Here is a 20,409-nt window from a genome sequence, read left to right as displayed (position 1 = left end):
AATGATTAATCTACTTTTATGTTTGTATTTACATTTTTACAACCTACAAGAGCATACCAAAGCATATAAGCAAGACATGCAAACATTACCCAATAACTATTGATGTAACCGAAGTTATCTGAAACCCAACCTTGGATAAGTGGAACGATTCCTCCACCACAAACCATTACCATGAAGATACCAGATGCAGCAGCTGTATATTTTCCTAATCCTTCAACAGCAAGGTTAAAAATTCCTCCCCACATAATTGAAGTACAAAGACCGCAAAGTACAAATAATATAATACTAAGAGGAACTTCTACATCTACAAAAGGAATAGTAGCGGTAATTGTAGTTGGGACTAAAATAGCCAATGTAATAAAGATTAAACCAAAAGTAGATACTGTAATAAGCATTGTTTTACTTGAAATTTTAGAACCTAAAACTCCTCCTACTAAACGACCAACAAGCATTAGAAGCCAGTAAATACCTACAATACTCCCTGCAATTGTTGCATCAATTCCTAATCCTGGATTTTCTGCAGTTGTTTTTGCAGTCATAAATAGGTTTGCAGTACTTGGGATACCAATTTCTACACCTACATAAATGAAGATTGCAAGTGCTCCGAAAATAAAGTGACGGAAAGAAAGTGGGCTGTGAGAGTGTTTCACATTGCGTTGTTCTGCTGTTTCTTTGTGTGGCTCAGGGATGTTAACGAAAGATAAAACTATAAATGCTAAAGCGAAAATTCCCATTGCTAAAAATAATGCAGGGTTTGCTTTTTCAATTGTTCTACCAGTTTCAGCTCCCATTAAGTAGCCTACTAGCATTGGTGTAATAGTAGCTCCGATAGAATTTAAAGAACCTCCGAATTGAAGTAATTTATTTCCAGAGTTTCCGCCTCCACCTAGTGTATTTAGCATTGGGTTTACCACTGTATTAAGCATACACATAGAAAAGCCAGAGATAAATGCACCTATTAAATATACGGCAAATACACCTACTTGCCCAGAAAGAAATTGTACACCAACACCTACAAAACCTACTGCTATTGCGATTAAAGCGGTTACTTTATAACCCAACTTTTTCAACATTATACCAGCAGGAATTCCCATAAATGCATAGGCGATAAAATTCCCTAAAAATCCTAATTGGGATTCAAAATTAGAAGCTCCAAACTGATTTGCTACAATAACCCCCATTGGGCTTGGCAAACCTGTTACAAAGGCAACCATAAAAAAGAGTGCAAACATCATTGCAATCGGCAAAGCATAGCTTTGTTGTCTCTCGTTAGTGCTCATATTTATTTGTTTTTAATTTGTTTAGTAAGCAAATGTATTATTATTTTCTCAAAATGATATAATAATGTTTTTAATTATTTTCGAGCGTAAATTTAATAAGATTATGTGAAACTTGTTTTAATTCTTGTATGTTTTTTGTTGGTTCTATGATGTCATTCATAAAAATTCTAACTTTTCCAGGATGTCCTTGTCCGTTATCAAACGGAAACATCTCTTTTAATCCAACAAAAGTAAAAACTGCAATAGGGAAATTGTGCTCTCTGGAAAGTATAAAAGCTCCATCTTTAAAATTATCTAATAATACAGAAGTGTCATCTGGTACACCTCCTTCTGGGAAAATTACAATACTGTCTCCTTCAGCCATTCTTTCTGCACATTTTTTATAAACTAAAGCTCTGCTTCTTGCCGAACTTCTATCTACCATAACGCAGATTCTCTTATAAATTGTACCGAAGATAGGGATTTTTACCAATTCTTTTTTTCCAACAAAACATATAGGATGGTCTGGGAACAGAATTACAGGGAGCATAATGTCCATTAGAGAAGTATGATTAGCAATAATTACATATTGCTGGTCTTTGGAGATTTTTTTCTCGGTAAGTTTTTTTAATTCATATCGAAATCCCATTCCGTAAAAAATGCAAATACACCACATTCTCACAAAAAAATAAGCATATTTATAATGTTCTTTTCTAATGGAAAGCAGATAAACAGGAATGAAAAATAAAATCAATAGGATGCCTGCAATCATAATCATCCATCCGCGCCACAAATAGTTAAGAACCTTTACCATTATTTATCCATTAAAAATTAGATTCTTCTTTACAGAATAATTGAGGATGGAAACCAAAATAATTGCAGAAATTTTACTTATCACTTCTGGGCTTATGGTATAAATGATTAAATCTATATTTTCTTTGAAAGCAAATCTAAAGAAAATTTGGAAAAAAGTTAAGCTCAAAATAGTAGAAAGAAAAGAGATGAACATAAAATAAGCAAATTCTTTTCTCTTAGAATGCTTTCCTCTCTCAAAAACAAACCAAATGCTCAGGAAATAATTGAAAATAATTCCACAGCATGTAGAAAAAATATTACTTAATGGGAAGTGAATTCCATGAAAATCTTTTTCAGAAATAAAGATATTAGGAATTGATACGCTAAAAAGCTTAAAACTGCCAATCTCAACAATGGCACTCAATCCGCCAGCTATAATAAAAAATATAACCTGCTTCTGCTTTATTAAAAGTTGTCTCATAAAATTATTAACATACAAATTTAAAATTAAATGTTAAAATTCAATAAAAACTAATAAAAAATTTTTTTGTATAGAAAAATTATATAATTTAGTTTACACAAAATATTAATAGAAGAGCAAAGAAAAAACTCATTTTCATAGAGATATGAAAGTGTTTTTTTGTCTTGAGACACCATGGTGCCATTTGTAAAAATACTTAAAAAACACCAAAAAAATGTAAAAATGAAAACACCAAGATCTTATAGGAAGTTCCAATTCCAACAAGATAAAATAAAAAATTTGGAGGAAAAAAGTCCTCGCTTTAAAAGAATTTATACTGAATTTGAAAATCTTTCAGACGAAATTTGGGATATAGAAACAGGCAGTAGAGATGCGGTTCCAGATGATTTTATATTCGCATTACAGTTGCAAACTAATATTTTAGAAGACGAAATAGATAACTGGCTTAGCCTAAAAGATGAAGAAACGGTAGAGTAATTAATCTAAATTTCATATTTTAGCAGACTAAACATTTTAAAGGTATGATTGCAATTGTTGATGGAGGCTCTACTAAATGTGATTGGGTAATCCTAGAAAATACAGGGAAAGTTTCCCAGAAAACCGAAAGTGTAGGTTTTAATCCCAATATTATAAGTGCTGATTTAATTCCTCAAGAGATAGAAAAAAATCCGCACTTGTTCTTAATCAAAAACCAATTAGATTACGTTTATTTTTACGGTTCCGGATGCGGAACTGCAGAGAATGCTTTGCTTGTAGAAACACAATTGCAAAAAGTTTTTCCTTACGCAAAAGTTACTGTAAAAGAAGACCTTACGGCGGCAGCTTATGCAGCCTATAAAGGGAAGCCTGCAATAGTTTGTATCTTGGGAACAGGTTCTAATTCTTGTTATTTTGATGGGAAATCTGTCAGAAGAGATCTTCCTTCGCTTGGTTTTTTGATAGGAGACGAAGGAAGCGGAAGCGCGATTGGTAAACATTTGGTAAGAAGGTTTTTTATGAAAAAATTACCTCAAGATCTTCATCAAGAATTTGTAGAAACTTATCATTTAACAATTGATGATGCTATTAAAAACATGTATCACAATCCTCGTGCTAATGCTTATTTGGCAGAGTTTAATAAATTTGTAATTCAAAGGAAACAACATCCTTATTTTCAGAATATGGTTTTCGATGAGATGAAAAATTTCTTCGAATATCAAGTTTTGCCTTATGAAGAAGCCAGAGAAGCCGAAATTAATTTTATTGGCTCTATTGCTTATTATTATGAGGATGTTCTTCGTGCAGCAGCAGCAGAGCTAAATCTTACGGTTGGTCATATCGTTCAAAAACCCATAGAAAGTCTGGTAGAATTTCACAAAAAATATATTTTCAACCAATTATAAAAATACCCAAACAATAATTTTTCAAAATTATGTCTAACAAAACTCATAGAGACCAAGAACAATTCAGGCAAGCAGCGCTTGATTATCATAAAACAGAACCAAAAGGTAAAATCGAAGTTATCCCTTCTAAGCCACATTCTTCGCAAAGAGATTTATCATTGGCATATTCGCCAGGTGTAGCAGAACCTTGTTTAGAAATAGAAAAAGACCCTAAAACCGTTTACGAATATACTTCTAAAGGTAATTTAGTTGCTGTAATTTCAAACGGAACGGCAGTTCTAGGTCTTGGTGATATTGGTGCTGAAGCTTCAAAACCTGTAATGGAAGGTAAAGGTTTGCTTTTTAAAATATTTGCAGATATTAATGTATTTGATATTGAGATTGATGAAAAAGACCCAGATAAATTTATAGAAATTGTAAAAGGAATTGCTCCTACTTTTGGAGGAATTAATCTGGAAGATATTAAAGCACCAGAAGCTTTTTATATTGAACAAAGGTTAAAAGAAGAACTTAATATTCCTTTAATGCACGACGACCAGCATGGTACCGCTATTATATCGGCTGCTGCGCTTATCAATGCATTAGAAATTTCGGGTAAAAAAATAGATGAAGTAAAAATGGTGGTGAATGGAGCAGGAGCGGCTGCAATTGCTTGTACCAAATTATATATTGCGCTTGGTCTAAAGAAAGAAAATGTTTTGATGTGCGATTCTAAAGGCGTTATCAATCATAAAAGACAAAATTTAACTCCAGAGAAAATAGATTTTATTGCTAATACAGATATTGAAACTTTAGAAGATGCTTTAAAAGGAGCTGATGTTTTTGTAGGGCTTTCTAAAGGAAATGTAATGTCTGCCGAAATGCTACAATCTATGGCAGAAAATCCAGTGGTTTTTGCATTGGCAAATCCTACGCCAGAAATAGATTATAATCTTGCAGTTTCTGTGAGAGAAGATGTTCTAATGGCGACAGGAAGAAGCGATTTTCCTAATCAGGTGAATAATGTACTTGGTTTCCCATATATTTTCCGTGGAGCTTTAGATGTGCAAGCTTCTGGAATTAACGAAGAAATGAAATTGGCTGCCGTGCATGCCATTGCAGATTTAGCAAAAGAAGCTGTACCAGAAATGGTGAAACTAGCTTACAATGTTAAAAATTTAAATTTTGGAAGAGAATATTTTATTCCGAAGCCTTTTGATAACAGGCTTTTAACCAAAGTTTCAATCGCTGTGGCAAAAGCAGCAATAGAAAGTGGAATTGCAGGTAAACCAATTTTAGATTTTGAGGCGTACGAAAATCAATTGCTCGACAGAATGGGAAGAGACGAAAAGCTCATCAGAATGATGCAAAACCGTGCCCGTTCTAATCCGAAAAGAGTTGTGCTTGGAAATGCCGAGGAATATAATGTTTTGAAAGCGGCTCAGATTCTTTACGAAGAAGGCATTGCGCATCCAATTTTGTTAGGAGAAAAAAAATATGTGAAAGAACAAATGGAGAAATTTGATATTCATTTGGATGTTCCTATTGTAGATCCAGCAGATGACGACCAAGAAGAAAACAGAAGAAAATACAGAAAAACACTTTGGGAACTAAGAAACAGAAAAGGTGTTAATGAATATATTGCCAAAAGATTAGTGAGACAAAGAGATTATTTTGCTCCGCTAATGCTGAAACATGGTGATACAGATGCTTTAATTGTAGGATATTCTAAAAACTACAGAACGGTTCTGAAACCAGTTTTAGAAATTATAGAAAAAGAGAAAGGAGTAGATAGAGTTGCCGCAATGATGATGATTTTGTCTGATAAAAAACCATATTTCTTTGCAGATACTTCTATCAATCAAAATCCTACTTCAGAAGAAATGGCAAATATTGTAAGAATGGCAGAACTTACCGTTAAAACTTTTGCAATAGAGCCAAGAATTGCAATGCTTGCTTACGAAAACTTTTCTTCAAATGCTGAGGTTTCTAAAAAAGTAGCAAAAGCTGTAGAAATTCTTCATCAGAAATATCCAAATATGATTGTAGATGGAGAGATACAGCCAGATTTTGCAATGAGTGCAGATCATCTTCAAGATTATCCTTTTTCAAAATTAGGAGACGTTCCTGCCAATACTTTTATTTTCCCAAGTTTAGAAAGTGCAAATCTTTCATATAAAATTATTAGAGGAATGAAGGTGGCGCAAGTTGTTGGTCCTATTTTAATGGGCTTGAGTCATCCAGTTCATGTATTACAAATGAGGTCTAGTGTAGACGAAATTGTGAATCTTGCTACAGTAGCCGTTTTAGATGCTCAAAGGCGAGAAAATGATTAGAACTAAAAAAAACTCCAAGAAATAAATCTTGGAGTTTTTCTTTTACGCATACATGCCTTCAATCAGAGCATTTAGTTTTTCTAGAACTACTCTTCTTTTAATTTTAAGCGTTGGTGTTATTTCGCCTTTTTCTATGGTGAATTCTTCTGGCAAAAGTTTGAATTTTTTAATTTTTTCGTAAGAAGCAAATTCTTTTTGAATATCGTTTACTATTTTTTCGAATTTTTCCTTAATGAAAGGTGTTTCTAATAGTTTTTTCTTTTCTTCAATAGTTAACGAAACATAATTTTTAAACTCTTGATATTTTTCAATTAAAGTTTCAAAATCGGGAACAATTACCGCAGAAACATAAGGTTTTCCTTCTGCTATTACCATTGCCTGAGAAATTTCTGGATGAGATTGCAGCGGGATTTCAATGGTTTGAGGTGCAATGTATTTTCCGTTAGATGTTTTCATTAAATCTTTAATTCTGTCAACAATAAAAAGATTTCCGTTTTCGTCTATTCTTCCTGCATCTCCCGTTTTGAAATAACCATCTTCTGTAAAAACTTTTTCGGTTTCTTCGTCATTTTTGTAATAACCTTTCATTATACCACCGTATTTTACCAAAATTTCATCTTCTGCTCCTATTTTTATATCTACACCAGGTAAAGGTATTCCTACACTTCCGTAAACAGGATTTTTAGTTGGTAAAGCGGTAACAGTAGCGGTGGTCTCAGTTAATCCGTAGCCTACAATTACAGGTAAACCAATTGCCGCAAAAAATTCGGCTATTTCTTTTTTTAACATAGCTCCACCACAAGGCAAGAATTCTAGATTTCCACCTAATTCTTTTTTGATTTTTTTGAAAACTAATGTGTCAAAAAATTTGAATTTTAAATTCAACAAGAAAGGAACTGGAGAGTCTGTTCTTTTTTTCTCTGCAACTTGTGCACCTATTTCTAATGCTTTTTTGAAAAGTTTTTGTTTGGTAGGAGATGCGCTATCTATTTTTTTGACTAATGTTTGATATACTTTTTCGTAGAACCTTGGTACAGCACACATTGCGTTTGGTTTTACTTGTTTCAAAGTATTCAAAATGTTTTTTGGGTCTTCTAAAATTGCAATTTCACCACCTTGAGAAAGTACGTAAAGCGTCCAAGCTCTTTCGAAAATATGACTTAGAGGCAAAAATGCTAAAGATTTCATAGAATATAAATCTTTGAAGCCGAAAAACTTGTTGTGAGCATTTACTACATCTTTAAAACAACCGTGTGTAAGCATTACACCTTTTGGAGTTCCTGTGGTGCCAGATGTATATAATATAGTAGCTAAATCTTCGTCTGAGATTTCAGCAATGTTTCTTTCTGTAGAAAAGTTTTTTATAAAATCTGGAAAATAGGTAATGTTTTCTGCTTCGTCTTTTATGATATGTGAAGTGAAAATATGTAATTTCTTGTTGAGGTGAGTCTCTGCACTTTTTAGAATTTCTAGTTGAGGTGTATCGCCAACTAATATATGCTGCATATCGGTTTGTTTGATGATAAATTCCGTTTGTGCATAATTGTTGGTTGCGTAAATAGGGATGGTAACAGCACCAAGAATTTGAACAGCAACATCCATAATTACCCAATCTTTGGAGTTCTGAGAGAAAATGCCCACACAATCTCCTTTTTTTACATCTAATGTATGGAGTCCGTTAGCGGTTTGGCACACTTTGTTCCAGAATTCTTTCCAAGTTAAGATAATTAAATTTTCGCCGTCTTTGTAGCTGATTGCGTTTTTATTAGATAATATTTTAGAGTTTTTTTCTAATAATTCTATTAATTTCATTATAAAGTAAGTAGTTTAAAATTTAGGATTTTCCAAATTTAATGAAATAATAATTCGCTCAATAGAATTTTATGATTTTTTAATATTGTCTCAAAATGTTAAAATGTAATTTTTATGATATGCTATTCATAAAAGTTTCATAAATTTATCCAAAATTAATCCTAAATAAATAATTTTATGTTGTCTTTTAATCCTAAATTGATATGTTGTGCACTGTTGATTTCAGTCGCAGGATATTCACAAGAGGTTGTAAAACAATCAGTTCTTAGTTATCAAACTAAAGAATATCAATCCAAAAGAACCGTTTTTGTAAATTCTTTACTGTCTAAAATGACTTTAGACGAAAAATTGGGTCAATTAAATCTTCCTGGTGCAGGTGATATTACTACAGGACAAGCTCAAAGTTCTGATATTGCCAAAAAAATTGAGGAAGGAAAAGTTGGTGGTCTTTTTAATATTAAAGGCGTTGAGAAAATTAAAGAAGTACAAAGAGTAGCGGTAGAAAAAAGCCGTTTAAAAATTCCCTTAATTTTTGGGATGGATGTAATCCACGGTTATGAAACCAATTTCCCTATTCCTTTAGGTTTGGCTTCTTCATTTGACCCTACAATTGTGCAACAATCTGCAAGAATTGCTGCCAATGAAGCAAGTGCTGATGGTATTAACTGGACTTTTTCTCCAATGGTAGATATTTCTAGAGACCCAAGATGGGGAAGAGTTGCAGAAGGTGGAGGAGAAGATCCTTACTTAGGTTCTGAAATGGCAAAAGCGATGGTTTTTGGATATCAAGGTAAAGATTTATCTCTTAATAATACCATTTTGGCTTGTGTAAAACATTTTGCACTTTACGGTGGAGCAGAAGCTGGTAGAGATTACAATACTGTTGATATGAGCCACGTACGAATGTATAACGAGTATTTCCCGCCATACAAAGCTGCTGTAGATGCTGGTGTTGGTTCTGTAATGGCTTCTTTTAATGAAGTGGACGGAATTCCTGCAACAGGAAACAAATGGTTGATGACGGAAGTTCTTAGAAATCAATGGAAATTCAAAGGTTTTGTGGTGACAGATTATACTGGTATCAACGAAATGATAGACCACGGAATGGGAGATTTGCAACAAGTTTCTGCTCTCGCAATGAACGCAGGTGTAGATATGGACATGGTAGGAGAAGGTTTCTTAACTACTCTTAAAAAATCTTTACAAGAAGGAAAAGTTAACCTTACTCAAATTAATACTGCTGTAAAAAGAATTTTGGAAGCTAAGTACGATTTAGGTTTATTTCAAGATCCTTATAAATATTGTGACGTAAACAGAGCTAAAACCGAAGTTTACAGCCAAGCGAATAGAGATGTTGCAAGAAATATTTCTGCACAATCTATGGTTTTATTGAAAAATTCTAACGAAATTCTTCCTTTAAAATCTCAGAAAAATGTAGCAGTTATCGGTCCATTAGCAGACAATGCCGAAAATATGCCAGGAACTTGGAGTGTTGCTGCAAAACATAAAGATGCCATTTCTCTTTTGGCAGGTCTTAAACAAACTTTCGGTAATGCTGTTAATTTTACTTATGCTAAAGGTTCTAATGTAGATTATGATGCTACTTTCGAGCAAAATGCTGCAATGTTTGGTAAAAATACATACAGAGACAGCAGAAGTAAAGAAGAAATGCTGAAAGAAGCAGTAGATGTAGCCAGCAAAGCTGATGTAATTCTTCTTGCAATTGGAGAAACTGCAGAAATGAGTGGCGAATCTAGTTCTAGAACAAATATTTCAATTCCTCAAGCTCAAAAAGATTTATTGGTAGAGCTTAAAAAGACAGGTAAACCAATTGTTTTGGTGCTTTTTGCAGGTAGAGCAATGGAAATAAACGACGAAACCAAATTAGCAGATGCAATTCTTAATGTTTGGTTCCCAGGTTCCGAAGCTGGTTTGGCAATTTCAGATGTTCTTTATGGTAAAGTAAATCCTTCGGCTAAATTACCAATGACTTTCCCAAGAAGTGTAGGTCAAGTTCCAATTTTCTACAATCACAAAAATACAGGAAGACCTTTAGATAGCGAGAAAACCGAGAAATGTGAGTTTCAAAAATTCCGTTCTAATTATTTAGACGAATGTAATACTCCACTTTATCCATTTGGTTATGGTCTAAGTTATACTCAGTTTGCATACAATAATTTGAATTTAAGTTCTAAAAATTTAAAAGGAAATCAAACGCTTAAAGTTTCTGTTGAATTAAAAAATTCTGGAAAATATGAGGGTGCAGAAATTGTTCAATTATACATCAGAGATTTAGTAGGTAGCAATACCAGACCAGTAAAAGAATTGAAAGGTTTCCAAAAAATAAATTTGAAAGCAGGAGAAACTAAAACAGTTGTCTTCAATGTAACTCCAGAAGATTTAAAATTCTATGATAACAATCTAAAATATGATTGGGAATCTGGCGAATTTGAAATTTTTATAGGAGGTGATTCTCAGAAAACGATTTCTCAAAAAATTACATGGAATAAATAAACCTCAAGAATATGAGATTTATATTAATCGCATTGTTTTCTGTTGTGTTCTTTCCGGCACAACAGAAAACATATTGTAATCCTATAAATGTAGATTACGGTTATACACCTATTCCAAATTTTGCTACACAAGGTAAGCATAGAGCTACGGCAGATCCTGTGATTGTAAATTTTAAAGGTAAATATTACTTGTTTAGTACCAACCAATGGGGATATTGGTGGAGTGATGATATGCTAAACTGGAATTTTGTTTCCAGAAAATTCTTAAAACAAGAAGACGAATTTCCTCAGTATCCTCCAGGAGCTTTCAAAATGCCAGATCAAAAGCCAAGTTCAGATATTAAAATTTATGACGAACTCTGCGCTCCAGCGGTTTTTGAAATGGAAGGAGAGTTATATGTAATTGGTTCTACTCATGGGCCTAATTTTTCTATTTGGAAATCTAAAAATCCAGAAAAAAACGAGTGGGAAATTGCTGTAGAGCATTTCAAAGTAGGAGCTTGGGATCCTGGCTTTTTGTATGATAAAGATTTGAAAAAATTATTCCTTTATTGGGGGTCAAGCAATGAGTTTCCACTTTTGGGAACAGAAATTAATACCAAAACACTTCAATCTGAAGGCTATGTAAAACCATTATTGGCACTGCATCCCGAAGCTCACGGTTGGGAAAGATTTGGAGAATATAATGACAATACATTTTTGCCTCCATTTATAGAAGGCGCTTGGATGACAAAGCATAATAATAAGTATTATTTGCAATACGGAGCTCCGGGAACAGAATTTTCGGGTTACGCGGATGGAGTTTATGTGAGTAATAATCCTTTGGATGGATTTTCTTACCAAAGACACAATCCATTTTCGTATAAACCAGGTGGTTTTGCGAGAGGAGCAGGACATGGAGCAACTTTCGAAGATAATTTCGGACAATATTGGCACGTTTCAACAATTGTGTTGAGTCAAAAAAATAATTTCGAAAGAAGAATTGGCATCTGGCCAGCAGGTTTTGATAGAGACGACGTAATGTATTGCAATACTGCTTATGGAGATTATCCTACTTATCTTCCTCAGAAAAATGCAGACCATGTGAAAGGTTTATTTACAGGTTGGATGTTGTTGAATTACAATAAACCCGTAAAAGTTTCTTCTACATTGGGAAGTTTCCAACCTAATTTTGCTGTGGATGAAGATATTAAAACATATTGGAGTGCCAAAACTGGCGACAAAAACGAATATTTTCAAACAGATCTAGGCGAAAAATCTTTAGTTAAGGCTATTCAAATCAATTTTGCAGACCAAGATGCTGAGTTTTTGGGTAAAACTTTAGGTAAATCTCATCAATATATTGTCTATGCTTCCGATGATGAAAAAAATTGGAAAGTGGTAGTAGATAAGTCTAAAAATACCAAAGATGTTCCTCATGATTATATTGAAGTTGAAAAACCATTTACAGCGAGATATCTTAAAGTTCAAAATGTAAAAATGCCAACAGGTAAATTTGCGATTAGTGGACTAAGAATTTTCGGAAATGGAAGTGGTGAGAAGCCTAAGAAGGTAGAAAATTTTGTGATTTTAAGAACAAGTAAAGACAAAGTGGGCGAAAGAAGAAGCTCTTGGATGAAGTGGAAGCAAAATGAAAATGCTGATGGTGTGGTAATTTACTTTGGCAAGTCTCCCGATAAATTATATGGAAGTATTATGGTTTATAACAAGAATGAGTATTATTTTACGGGGATGGATGCTTTAGATACTTATTATTTTCAGGTTGAGGCCTTCAATAACAATGGCATTTCGGAAAAATCTGAAATTTTCAAAGTTGAATAATATACAAAAAAAACATTTTTTTTCGGGATAAAATTTTATATTTTAATGATATTTAACAAATATTTAAAATAAATTAATAATTAATTAACGCTATTCCGGATTAATTTGTATTTTTGAGACATTAAAAAATAAAACAATTCATTTTAACATAGTTGAGTTTAATTAAATTCAAAAAAAACATGAAAAACACTTTAAAAGCGTCAAGCATGATAGCTGTAATCTATTTGTTTACAGGCTATCAAGAATTAAGCGCACAAGCAAAAAAAGACTCCATCAAAGAGAAACAAATTGAGGAAGTCGTAATGATTGGTTATGGTACTCAGAAAAAAGAGAACGTAACTGGTAGTATTGGAGTTATTTCTGCGAAAGAATTGGCAGACAAACCTAACTCTAACCCATTAAGTTCTGTTCAAGGGAAATTGGCTGGGGTAAACGTTGTAAATGCGGGTGCACCTGGAGGTTCTCCAAGAGTAGATATTAGAGGGATTGGTTCTCTAACAGGGAATACTGTTTTTATTGTAGATGGAATGATTACAGAAGATATCTCTTTCCTAAATCCTCAAGATGTAGAATCAATGAGTGTTTTGAAAGATCCATCATCTTTAGCTATTTTTGGAGCTAAAGCAGCTAATGGAGCTGTTATTATCAAAACAAAAAGTGGAAAAGGAAAACCGGTATTTAGTCTTAATTCTTACTTAGGAATTAAAAAAGTGACCAATATTCCTAAAATGGTTAACTCAGACCAGTACATTGAGTTGTACAATGAGAAGGTGGTGAATGATGTTCTTATTCCAAAGCCGTCTGATTTTAAATCTAGAGCTGATTATCCTGCGGATACTGATTGGTTTAAAGAAATTTTCAGAACAAGTATTATTAATTCTAATGACTTTTCTGCCTCTGGAAGTTTAGGGAAGCTTAACTATTATGGTAGTGTTGGGTATCTTCAAGATGAAGGGAATTTAGCTGCTGGTAAAGGAATTAATTCTGGAAGTGGTTTTAATAGATTTAATACTAAAGTGAATTTGAGTTATAAAATCACTGATAATATTACCATTGGTGATAGTTTTTCATTTTCTAAAATGAGAACAGATCAATCTCAAAATCCATTGCTAACTGCATACATTGCACCACCATTGTTTTCGGTGATGAACTCTGCTACAGGTAATTATCAAAATTTTAGTGGTTATGATATAGCTAATCCAAGAGCGCAACTAGATCTTTATCGTTCACAAATTAGAGAAGAAAGATTGCTTAACAACGTTTGGGGAGAATTGAAATTTTTAAAAGATTTTACTTTCCGTATTAGTTATACAAGTGATAATTATAGCCCAAGTAAGTATGAATATACTCCTGTTCAAACCTATTTACCAATAGCAAATCAGAAAGCATCAACTTTAGTAACAAGAAATTTAAGAAATAGAAACTACGTTTGGGATAATACGATTACTTGGAAAAAAAGACTTGGAAGTCATAATTTGGAAGTGTTAGCTGGTTTTTCTAGAACAAGAGATTCTCAGTCAGAAGATTATTGGGATGCTAAAAATGTAGTCTTTGATGGAACAAACGGTTCTTTAAATATAGGTAATGGTACAGATATTAGACATTTTAATGCAACAACCGAGGCTAAAGATGGCGTTCCAGCGGTTACTCAGTTTCAAAACAGAATAGAATCTTTCTTCGGAAGAGCTAATTATGATTATAAAGGTAAATATTTACTTAATGCTTCAATCCGTAGGGATGCTACATCTCAAATTTCTACAGACAGATACAAAACCTTTCCAGCTGTTAGTTTAGGATGGGTAGTTTCTAAAGAAGATTTTATGAGTGGACAAAATGTTTTCAGTTTGTTAAAATTGAGAGCTAGTTATGGTGAAGCTGGTAATCCTAACGTTAGAAGAAGTTATGATAAAATTACTACCAATGTTGGTTCAGCATATTTTGGAGGTGCTGGTTATACTGCTCAGACCATTGATTTATTTGTAGATCCTACTATTGGATGGGAAACAACCAAAGGTAGGGATTTTGGTGTTGAAATGGGATTACTTAATAATAAGTTGAAAATTGAAGCAACTTATTATGATAAAAATTCTAATGATATTGTAGCTTCAATTATGCAAGGTACTGTTTCGGGAGCTAGTAATTGGAATGATTATGTTACCAATGCTTATTCTTTTAAAAATAAAGGTATTGAATTGGCTGTAAATTATAGTGCTAAGATTAATGAAGACATTAATTTTGGAGTTTATGGTAATTTTTCTTCACTTAAAAATGAGATAACTTCTGTAGCAGGTGGTTCATTTTTAAATACTGGAGCTAGTTTATTTGGGAATTCTATCATAAGATTAGAAGCGGGTCAAGCTGTTGGATCTTATTATGGATATCAAGTAGCTGGAGTTTTTCAAACGGATGCTGAAGCAGCAGCTTCAGGACAAGATGGAGCAAAAGCAGGCTGGTTTAAATTTGTAGATCAAGATGGGAATGGAGTTGTTGATTCTAGAGACAAAACGTTCTTAGGAAGCCCAATACCAAAAGGTTCTTATGGTTTTGGAGTTAATTTCAATGTTTATTCATTTGATATAGCTGTTGATTTCCAAGGAGTATTTGGGAACAAAATTTACAACTATAATCGTGAGCAACGTTATGGAAACGAAACTTGGGATTTAGATATGTACAATAACAGATGGCATGGCGAAGGTACTTCTAATACCAATTCTATGATTACGTCTAATCAATCTGTAATTTTACCCAATAGTTTCTATGTAGAAGATGGTAGCTATTTCAGAATTAGAAATATTCAAGTTGGATATAATTTGCCAAAATCTATTGCAGAATCATTATCTGTAAAAAAACTAAGATTGTATTTAAGTGCACAAAACCCGTGGACAAGTTTCAAATATAATGGCTTCTCACCAGAAATATTGAATACAGATAGAGTACAAATGGGTATTGATAATAATATCTATCCAATTTCAGCAATCTATACCTTTGGTATGAATTTAACATTTTAATTAAAAGAATCATGAAAAAAATATTTTTGACACTCACTTTATTTTCATTAATCATAAGTTGTAGTGATGATTTTGTGGATATAAAAAGAGAAGGAACAACAGAAACAACAGCCTTTTTCAAAACACAAGACGATGCTTTGCAGGCTACAAATGCTGTTTATGCATTTTTAAGAAGCTGGGAGAATACTGGTTTCCCTGCTCAATATGTTTTTGGGGTAACAGGCGATGATGTAGAAAAAGGATCTAATCCTGGTGATGCATCTTTTATAAATGCCTATGATCGTTTTACATTTACAGTAAGTGATGATGGTGTAAGAGGGTATTGGATTGGACAATGGCAAGCCGTAAATAGAGCTAATCAAGTTATTACCAATGTTCCAAATATTGATATGGATGCTACACTAAGAACAAGATTGGTTGCAGAAGCTAAGATGCTAAGAGCTTATTTTTACTTTAATTTAGTGAGAATTTACGGAGGTGTTCCTATTTATGATGGACTTCCTGCTGATGGTAATTATCTTAAAGCAAGAAATACTTCTGACGAAGTTTATGCATTTATTGTAAAAGATTTAACTGAGGCTGCTCAAGTTTTACCTCAGACGTATCCTACTGCAGATTTGGGAAGAGTTACAAAAGGTGGTGCTTTAGGATTGCTTTCAAAAGTTTATCTTTATATGAAAGATTATCAAAAAGCTTATGATACATCTAATCAAGTTATAGCATTAGGATATAGTTTAGACCCAGATTTTAATCACTTATTTAGACCAGCAGGTGAGTTTGGAACTGAATCTGTTTTCGAAGTCAATTGTGATTGCGCTGGTGGTTTTGGAGGTAGCCAGTATGCGGAAGTACAAGGAGTAAGAAGCCAATTTGGATGGGGGTTCTTTGTTCCAACAACAGCTTTAGAAAATGCATTTGAGGCAGGAGATATTAGAAAAGAATTGACTATTTTAAGAGAAGGAGAAACAACTCTAGAAGGCGATGTAATTCATAAAGGAGATCCTCAAGCTGGTGATATGTGGAATCAAAAAGTATATGTACCAACATCTCTTAACAACAATGCTTGTGGTTATGGTTCTATTCAAAATTTGAGAATATTAAGATTTGCAGATATACTTCTAATTAATGCTGAAGCAGCAAATGAATTAGGGAATACTTCTGTAGCAACAACAAATCTTAATTTGGTAAGAAAAAGAGCTCATTTGTCAGATACAACAGCAAGTTCAAAAGCTGATATTAGAACTGCTATTTGGCAAGAAAGAAGAGTAGAATTAGCTATGGAAATGGATAGATTTCCAGATTTAGTAAGAACTGGTCAAGCTGCTACTGTCTTAGGTCCTTTAGGATTCAAAGCTGGTAAAAACGAATTGTTTCCAATTCCTCTAGATGCTATTAACGAAAGTAAAGGTTTATTTACTCAAAATCCTGGTTATTAATTTAATTAATGAAATTTAAAAATTTCATACAAATAATTTTTACAACTGCCATACTTATGTGTGGCAGTTGTTCTTCAAGGGATAATGATAATTCAATTGTTACTAAAACCTACACAGACGCAGAAATTACAGAAATGGTGCAGAAAGATGCGCTTAAATATTTTTGGGATTATGCACAAACTAATTCTAAATTAGCAAGAGAACGTTATCATACCGATAATACATCTCAAGACGCTAATGTCGTTACTACAGGAGGTTCTGGCTTTGGGTTGATGACTATTTTGGTAGGAATTAAAAATGGTTATATAGCCAAAGCAGATGCTGTTTCTAGGCTTACAACTGCCCTTAATTTTTTACAAAATGCAAACAGATTTCACGGGGCATGGTCTCATTGGATAGATGGAAATACAGGAGCTGTAATTCCTTTTGGAGATAAAGATAATGGTGGAGATTTAGTAGAAACCGCTTTCTTAGCACAAGGTTTAATTTGTGTAAGAGAATATTTTAAAAATTCTACAGATGCTAAAGAGTTGGCACTTTCTCAAAAAGCAGACGCTCTTTGGAAAGGAATTGAATGGAATTGGTACACTCAAGGTCAAAATGTTTTGTATTGGCATTGGTCTCCTAATTATAATTTTGAGATGAATCATCAGTTACAAGGTTTTGATGAAACATTAATTACTTACGTTTTGGCAGCAGCTTCTCCAGATTATTCTATTCAAAAATCAGTTTATACACAAGGTTGGGCAAGAAATGGAGCGATTAAAGCAACAGGAAGTCAGTTTGGAATTCCTTTAGTGGTAAGTCATAATGGTGCAACTGGAACGGTTGGTCCAATGTTTTTTTCGCATTATTCATTTTTGGGATTAGACCCTAGAGGTCTTACAGATGACTATGTAAATTACGGAGATGCTGTAGTTAACCATGCTAAAATAATATATCAATATTGTGTCTCAAATCCAAAAGGATGGCAAGGTTACAGTTCTAAAAACTGGGGACTTACTGCAAGTTACTCTAGAAATGCTGATGGTACAACAGGTTATGCAGCTCATCAACCTAATACAGATTTAGGAATTATTTCTCCTACGGCAGCTATTTCTGATATTGCATATACGCCTACAGAAAGTATGAATTATCTTAGATTTTTGTACAACGAAAATTACAGCAGGTATATTGGAGTGGCAGGTCCTTATGATGCTTATTCGGTTCAATACAATTGGGTAACTCCAAGATATTTGGCGATAGACCAAGGTACAATTGCTCCAATGGTAGAAAATTATCGTTCTGCATTTTTGTGGCAATTATTTATGAATGCGCCAGATGTGAAACAAGGTTTGTTAAAACTCGGATTTCACTCTACGCAGTACGGATTTTAAAATTTATCATATCAAACCTTCAAGAATTTAAAATCCTTGAAGGTTTTTTATTAAAATAATTATAATGAAAAAGTTAATCATATTTGCAGCTTTGAGCTTAGTTTTGAGCTCTTGTAATTCTGCAAAAAATAATACAGAAAGTAAGAAAACTGAAATTTCAAAATTATCAGACAATCAATTGATGGATAAAGTTCAAAGTGATGCTTTGAAATATTTTTGGGATTTTGCAGAACCTAATTCTTTATTGGGAAGAGAACGTTACCACGAAGACGATATTTATCCAGATAATGATAAACACGTTGTTACAACTGGAGGTTCTGGTTTTGGTTTGGCAACTATTTTAGTGGGTGTTGAGCGTGATTTTATTCCAAGAAAGGAAGCGGTAAAAAGATTGAATTATATTATGGATTTTCTAGCAAAAGCAGATCGTTTTCACGGAGCTTGGCCTCATTGGATTAATGGCGAAACTGGTAAAGTAGTTCCTTTTGGCAAAAAAGACAACGGTGGAGATTTAGTTGAAAGTGCTTTTCTCACTTCAGGAATTTTAATGGTTCGAGAATATTTCAAAAATGGTAACGAAGAAGAAAAAATTCTGGCTAAAAAATGTGACGAACTTTGGAAAGGTATCGAGTGGAATTGGTACACCAAAGGTGGCGAAAAAGTTTTGTATTGGCATTGGTCTCCAGAATATGCTTGGGAAATGAATTTTCCACTTCAAGGTTACAACGAATGTTTAATTACCTATATTTTGGCTGCTTCTTCGCCTACACATTCTATTGATGCTGAAACGTATTACAAAGGTTGGACAAGAAACGGAACTTATACTACCGATAAAACAAAATACGGTTTGCCTCTTTATGTAAAACACAATTATTCCGAAGAATATGGAGGTCCATTGTTTTGGGCGCATTATTCTTACATTGGTTTGGATCCTAGAGGTTTGAGTGATAAATATGTAAAAAATTATTTCGACCTTAATAAAAATCAAGTTTTAATAGATTATAAATACTGTGTAGAAAATCCTAAAAATTGGAAAGGTTTTGGTGAAAATTATTGGGGACTTACCGCTGGTTATACCAGAAATGACGATGGAAGCGTAGGTTATACAGCGCATCAACCTACCGAAGACAGAGGCGTAATAACGCCAACTGCTGCATTGAGCAGTTTCCCTTATTCGCCTAAAGAATCTATGGATTTTTTAAAATTTATTTATACTCAGAAACCTCAGTTTATAGGTGCTGCAGGACCTTTTGATGCTACTTCTATACATTATAACGATTGGTTTACGCCACGTTATTTGGCAATAGACCAAGGTACAATTGCTCCAATGATTGAAAACTACAGAACAGGTTTCCTTTGGAAATTATTCATGAATGCACCAGAAATTCAGCAAGGTCTTAAAAAGTTAGATTTCCACTCTAAAGAGCACGGCTTTTAATTTTTAAAATTTGATATTATGAAATTTAATTTGAAATATTTATTATTCTTACTCCTTCCGTTTTTATCACAAGCGCAAGAAGTAAAAGCAGAATTCAAGAAAGAAGTAAAAGTAGAAAAAACGATTTCTTATGTTTTTGATTTTCCTCAAAATGCAAAAGGAAGTGTTCCTCTTATTGTTTTCCTTCATGGTTCTGGCGAAAGAGGAAATAATTTGGAAATGGTAAAAGCGCATAGTCCTTTCACTTATAAAAATTTGATAAAAGAGCCAGTTGCCATTTTAGCTCCGCAATGTCCGGAAAATACTTGGTGGGATACACAAGCAGTATATTTTTTAATTAAAGAAATTCAACAAAAATATAAAATTGATGCTTCTAGAATTTACCTTACAGGTTTATCTATGGGTGGTTGGGGAACTTTGAAGTTGGCAGGAGAACATCCTGAAATGTTTGCGGCAGTAGCTTCTGTTTGCGCTCCTACAGATAGAGTAATGTTCGCCAATATTCAAAATTATAAGGATATGAATCTTAAAATTTATCATGGTGGAATGGACGATGTGGTTTTGCCCGAAAATGCGTTTAATTTTTGGATGAAAGTTCATCCAATTAATCCAAAAGCAGAACTCATCATCTTCCCGAATGACAATCATAATTCTTGGGATTCTACTTATTCTAATCCTAATTTTTATGAATGGATGCTTTCTCAGAAAAAATAATTTATATTTTAAAAAAATTATGTTAAATAAATTAGGATTATTTCTACAATTGATTATAA

14 protein-coding genes are annotated in these 20,409 nt (G+C 33.3%); 10 read left to right on the top strand and 4 right to left on the bottom strand.

What is annotated here, in order from left to right; all coding sequences use genetic code 11:
• Window positions 1-5: 5 nt before the first annotated feature.
• The 3 genes from QM746_RS00100 to QM746_RS00090 all read right to left on the bottom strand — a co-directional run bounded on the left by QM746_RS00100 (window position 6) and on the right by QM746_RS00090 (window position 2,535).
• Window positions 6-1,280, bottom strand: coding sequence for an MFS transporter (locus tag QM746_RS00100; protein WP_414982350.1), 1,275 nt, complete (start codon window positions 1,278-1,280; stop codon window positions 6-8).
• Window positions 1,281-1,350: 70 nt separating this feature from the next.
• Window positions 1,351-2,073, bottom strand: coding sequence for a lysophospholipid acyltransferase family protein (locus tag QM746_RS00095; RefSeq protein WP_414982349.1), 723 nt, complete (start codon window positions 2,071-2,073; stop codon window positions 1,351-1,353).
• A gap of 3 nt (window positions 2,074-2,076) precedes the next feature.
• Window positions 2,077-2,535 (bottom strand): GtrA family protein, encoded by a 459-nt coding sequence (locus QM746_RS00090; RefSeq protein WP_374360356.1) that lies wholly within the window; start codon window positions 2,533-2,535, stop codon window positions 2,077-2,079.
• A gap of 222 nt (window positions 2,536-2,757) precedes the next feature.
• Here QM746_RS00090 and QM746_RS00085 point away from each other — a divergent pair, with 222 nt between their 5' ends.
• The 3 genes from QM746_RS00085 to QM746_RS00075 are packed head-to-tail and all read left to right on the top strand — an operon-like array spanning window position 2,758 to window position 6,232.
• Window positions 2,758-3,012 (top strand): hypothetical protein, encoded by a 255-nt coding sequence (locus QM746_RS00085; protein WP_414982348.1) that lies wholly within the window; start codon window positions 2,758-2,760, stop codon window positions 3,010-3,012.
• 44 nt (window positions 3,013-3,056) lie between these two features.
• Window positions 3,057-3,917 carry a BadF/BadG/BcrA/BcrD ATPase family protein gene (locus tag QM746_RS00080; RefSeq protein ID WP_414982347.1) on the top strand — a complete coding sequence of 287 codons (861 nt, stop codon included), beginning with the start codon at window positions 3,057-3,059 and terminating at the stop codon, window positions 3,915-3,917.
• A 29-nt stretch (window positions 3,918-3,946) separates the two neighbouring features.
• A complete protein-coding gene (locus QM746_RS00075; RefSeq protein WP_414982346.1) occupies window positions 3,947-6,232 on the top strand; it encodes an NADP-dependent malic enzyme in 2,286 nt (761 codons plus the stop codon).
• A gap of 42 nt (window positions 6,233-6,274) precedes the next feature.
• Here QM746_RS00075 and QM746_RS00070 read toward each other — a convergent pair whose 3' ends face one another.
• A complete protein-coding gene (locus tag QM746_RS00070) occupies window positions 6,275-8,044 on the bottom strand; it encodes an AMP-dependent synthetase/ligase (RefSeq protein ID WP_414982345.1) in 1,770 nt (589 codons plus the stop codon).
• 177 nt (window positions 8,045-8,221) lie between these two features.
• Between QM746_RS00070 and bglX the strand changes: the two genes are divergently transcribed.
• From bglX to QM746_RS00035, 7 genes are all read left to right on the top strand, one after another.
• Complete coding sequence (gene bglX / locus QM746_RS00065; protein ID WP_414982344.1) at window positions 8,222-10,558, top strand: beta-glucosidase BglX; 2,337 nt, start codon at window positions 8,222-8,224, stop codon at window positions 10,556-10,558.
• 11 nt (window positions 10,559-10,569) lie between these two features.
• Complete coding sequence (locus QM746_RS00060; RefSeq protein ID WP_414982343.1) at window positions 10,570-12,378, top strand: family 43 glycosylhydrolase; 1,809 nt, start codon at window positions 10,570-10,572, stop codon at window positions 12,376-12,378.
• A 179-nt stretch (window positions 12,379-12,557) separates the two neighbouring features.
• The gene (locus QM746_RS00055; RefSeq protein ID WP_414982342.1) at window positions 12,558-15,386 is read left to right on the top strand and encodes a SusC/RagA family TonB-linked outer membrane protein; all 2,829 of its coding nucleotides are present in this window, start codon (window positions 12,558-12,560) and stop codon (window positions 15,384-15,386) included.
• An 11-nt stretch (window positions 15,387-15,397) separates the two neighbouring features.
• Window positions 15,398-16,822, top strand: a complete 1,425-nt coding sequence (locus QM746_RS00050; protein ID WP_414982341.1) for a RagB/SusD family nutrient uptake outer membrane protein — start codon at window positions 15,398-15,400, stop codon at window positions 16,820-16,822.
• Window positions 16,823-16,830: 8 nt separating this feature from the next.
• Window positions 16,831-18,198: a glucoamylase family protein gene (locus QM746_RS00045; protein ID WP_414982340.1), complete on the top strand. Its 1,368-nt coding sequence runs from the start codon at window positions 16,831-16,833 to the stop codon at window positions 18,196-18,198.
• A 64-nt stretch (window positions 18,199-18,262) separates the two neighbouring features.
• Complete coding sequence (locus tag QM746_RS00040; RefSeq protein WP_414982339.1) at window positions 18,263-19,636, top strand: glucoamylase family protein; 1,374 nt, start codon at window positions 18,263-18,265, stop codon at window positions 19,634-19,636.
• Window positions 19,637-19,654: 18 nt separating this feature from the next.
• Window positions 19,655-20,350, top strand: a complete 696-nt coding sequence (locus QM746_RS00035) for a prolyl oligopeptidase family serine peptidase (RefSeq protein ID WP_414982338.1) — start codon at window positions 19,655-19,657, stop codon at window positions 20,348-20,350.
• The last annotated feature ends 59 nt before the right edge of the window (window positions 20,351-20,409 follow it).

Origin of the sequence: Cloacibacterium sp. (assembly GCF_047601505.1) — a bacterium.
Lineage (GTDB): Bacteria > Bacteroidota > Bacteroidia > Flavobacteriales > Weeksellaceae > Cloacibacterium.
Note: the sequence above shows the minus strand (reverse complement) of the source record. Positions and strands in the feature narration are given on the sequence as shown.

Bases quoted from the DNA above. Each gene is read 5' to 3' on its own strand.
- QM746_RS00100 (WP_414982350.1), bottom strand. From the start codon at position 1,280: ATGAGCACTAACGAGAGACAACAAAGCTATGCTTTGCCGATTGCAATG.
- QM746_RS00095 (WP_414982349.1), bottom strand. From the start codon at position 2,073: ATGGTAAAGGTTCTTAACTATTTGTGGCGCGGATGGATGATTATGATT.
- QM746_RS00090 (WP_374360356.1), bottom strand. From the start codon at position 2,535: ATGAGACAACTTTTAATAAAGCAGAAGCAGGTTATATTTTTTATTATA.
- QM746_RS00085 (WP_414982348.1), top strand. From the start codon at position 2,758: ATGAAAACACCAAGATCTTATAGGAAGTTCCAATTCCAACAAGATAAA.
- QM746_RS00080 (WP_414982347.1), top strand. From the start codon at position 3,057: ATGATTGCAATTGTTGATGGAGGCTCTACTAAATGTGATTGGGTAATC.
- QM746_RS00075 (WP_414982346.1), top strand. From the start codon at position 3,947: ATGTCTAACAAAACTCATAGAGACCAAGAACAATTCAGGCAAGCAGCG.
- QM746_RS00070 (WP_414982345.1), bottom strand. From the start codon at position 8,044: ATGAAATTAATAGAATTATTAGAAAAAAACTCTAAAATATTATCTAAT.
- bglX (WP_414982344.1), top strand. From the start codon at position 8,222: ATGTTGTCTTTTAATCCTAAATTGATATGTTGTGCACTGTTGATTTCA.
- QM746_RS00060 (WP_414982343.1), top strand. From the start codon at position 10,570: ATGAGATTTATATTAATCGCATTGTTTTCTGTTGTGTTCTTTCCGGCA.
- QM746_RS00055 (WP_414982342.1), top strand. From the start codon at position 12,558: ATGAAAAACACTTTAAAAGCGTCAAGCATGATAGCTGTAATCTATTTG.
- QM746_RS00050 (WP_414982341.1), top strand. From the start codon at position 15,398: ATGAAAAAAATATTTTTGACACTCACTTTATTTTCATTAATCATAAGT.
- QM746_RS00045 (WP_414982340.1), top strand. From the start codon at position 16,831: ATGAAATTTAAAAATTTCATACAAATAATTTTTACAACTGCCATACTT.
- QM746_RS00040 (WP_414982339.1), top strand. From the start codon at position 18,263: ATGAAAAAGTTAATCATATTTGCAGCTTTGAGCTTAGTTTTGAGCTCT.
- QM746_RS00035 (WP_414982338.1), top strand. From the start codon at position 19,655: ATGAAATTTAATTTGAAATATTTATTATTCTTACTCCTTCCGTTTTTA.